This window comes from uncultured Salegentibacter sp., assembly GCF_963972535.1.
GTDB lineage: Bacteria > Bacteroidota > Bacteroidia > Flavobacteriales > Flavobacteriaceae > Salegentibacter.
Window position 1 is genome coordinate 1 of the sequence record NZ_CAXAVR010000197.1, and the last position, 2,406, is coordinate 2,406.

Below are 2,406 nucleotides of genomic sequence, written 5' to 3' on the forward strand. Positions count from 1 at the left end.
AGTCTTTTTGTCATGCTTTTAAAACAACTATATTAGACACTGATTAGTTACAATTGGTGTTTATTTTTTATCAGGACAATAATTCAGAAAACTAAAAATTTAAAGTTGGCGGTGCCGGTAACGAATAGTTCTTAATTTCCAATAACCCATTTTATAATAAGTGAAAGCTACAATTGCCGCGATTAGGTTAGAGATTGGGAACGCCCACCATATTCCTTCAAAAGAAAGATCGGTATTATTAGACAGAATAAAAGCAGTAGGAAATCTCACAATCCAAAGGGCAAATACAGAAATTAGCAAAGAAGCTTTAGTAAATCCGGCGCCATTAAAAACACCATTTAGAACCTGCTGTACACCGAGCACTCCAAAACTGGGTGCCATAATTTTAATAAACAAAGAACCGTCCCTAATCACGCCGGGATCGTTAGGCACAAAAAAGGCAGTAATTGGTTCAGCTAAAAAGAAAAGAACCATCCCTATTCCCGTGAGCCCAAAAAAGGCAATTTTAGCACTTAGATTTCCAATTTTTTCAGCGCGTTTTATTTTTCCGGCGCCAACATTTTGTCCTACCAAAGTGGTGGTTGCAATAGCAAAACCAAGCGCGGGTACTACAATAAGGCTTAGAACCCGGCTTCCAATACCGTAAGCCGCTACTACTTCACTTCCAAAACTGGTTACCAGCATAACCATAACCGTCATACCGCCGGCTCTGGTAGACATTTCTATACTGGAAGGAATCCCAATATTGAACATACTTCGGGTCCAGCTAAAATCGAATTTCATTCTGCTAAAACTAATTTTTATACCTTTATTTCCGCGGAAAAGAATAAGTAATCCTATTAAGGCCGATATACCCTGGGTAATTACACTGGCAACAGCAGCTCCTGCTACTCCAAACCCGGGAATAGGACCCAAACCAAATATAAAAAGCGGATCTAAAATTAAATTAAGAAATACGGTAGCAAGAACAATATACATGGGCAGCAGCACATTACCAATGCCCCGCATAAGTGACTGAAAAACGTAGAACATAAACAGAAAAATAAAGCCCAGAGACGATACTTTAAAATAACTTACCGAATCGCTTAAAATTTCGGGGCCTGCGCCTATGAGTTTCATTAATGGTTCTGACGAAAAATAGCCTACAATAGCCAGTAAAACCGAAATAAAAAATATTACAAAAACAGTTTGTGAAGAACTGTAATTAACCTGGTCCTGATTTTCAGCACCTTTATATTGAGAAACGATCACTGTTCCCGCAAGGGTTAAACCGGCGCCCAATGAGAGAATAAGAAAAAGTATAGGAAAACTAATACTCACCGCAGCTACGGCATTGGCACCCAGTCTTCCCAGCCAAAAAGTATCTATTAACTGGTAAGCGGTTTGTAAAATATTAGCCAGAATTATAGGCCAGGCCAGGTTGGCCAGGGAACTAAAAATTCTGCCTTCGGTATATTTTATGGGTTGCCTTTTCTTGCGCAATTTCTTTAAATTTTAAAAAATTCTTCCCGGTAAGAAAATTTTAATCTCTTACTTAGGCATTATTTTATCAGGTTTTTTTAAAAAGTAATTTGCAAAAGTAAGAAAGAAGCCCTGGTTTTCTCAAGTAAAATAGCTTAAACTGATTTTCCTCATAAAATTTACCGAGTCCTGCCTTTAAATTTGTAGTAAATTAAAATCAGAAATTATGAAAGCTACCATGTTACTGGAAGAACTTAATGTTGGTAATTGCATAACATACATTACCAAAGAACTTTCTAAAATTAAAGACATTTGTGATATTTATGCAGATTCAGAAGCGTCTAAAATCACATTTACCTATAATTCAGAATTTGCGGCTCTAGAAGCTGTGGGGGTTTTAAGTTCATTTCGACATAAAGAAAAAGAAGAAGAATTTAACGAAAACCTTAAAATTGCATAATTTAGGGAAAAACTAAAATTTATGAATTTACTGGGAATGATTGGTGGTACCTCGTGGCACTCTACCATAGAATATTACCGACTTTTAAATGAGCTTGTAGGCGAAGAAATTGGGAAGCAGCAAAATCCGCCGCTTCTTTTATACAGCCTCAATGTAAAGTTGATGCGTAAAAACGATCCCGAAAAAATTAAAAATTCATATTTAGAAATTGCTCAAAAACTGGAAAATGCCGGTGCCGGCGCTATAATTATTTGTGCCAACACTCCGCATTTGGTTTACGATTTTGTGCAACCAAAAATTGATATTCCCATTCTTCATATTGCCGATGCAATAGCTAAAGAAGCAAAACAGAAAGATTTTAAAAAACTTGGCTTGCTGGGAACAAAACCAACAATGACGGGCGATTTTCTTCAGGGTAGACTTAAGAAAAACCACCAAATTGAAACTATAATTCCATCGCAGGAACATATTGATGAAACCCACAG

General features: G+C 36.8%; 3 protein-coding genes. 2 read left to right on the forward strand and 1 reads right to left on the reverse strand.

Features of this window, described 5'->3' with window-relative positions; translation table 11 throughout:
* Positions 1-99 precede the first annotated feature (99 nt).
* A complete protein-coding gene (locus AACZ30_RS13730; RefSeq protein ID WP_339650081.1) occupies positions 100-1,482 on the reverse strand; it encodes an MATE family efflux transporter in 1,383 nt (460 codons plus the stop codon).
* 205 nt (positions 1,483-1,687) lie between these two features.
* On the opposite strand from AACZ30_RS13730, the gene AACZ30_RS13735 reads away from it, so the two are divergent.
* A complete protein-coding gene (locus AACZ30_RS13735) occupies positions 1,688-1,921 on the forward strand; it encodes a cation transporter (protein ID WP_075327476.1) in 234 nt (77 codons plus the stop codon).
* Between the two features lie 21 nt (positions 1,922-1,942).
* The coding region (locus tag AACZ30_RS13740; protein WP_339650083.1) for an amino acid racemase at positions 1,943-2,406 on the forward strand (464 nt) is incomplete at its 3' end.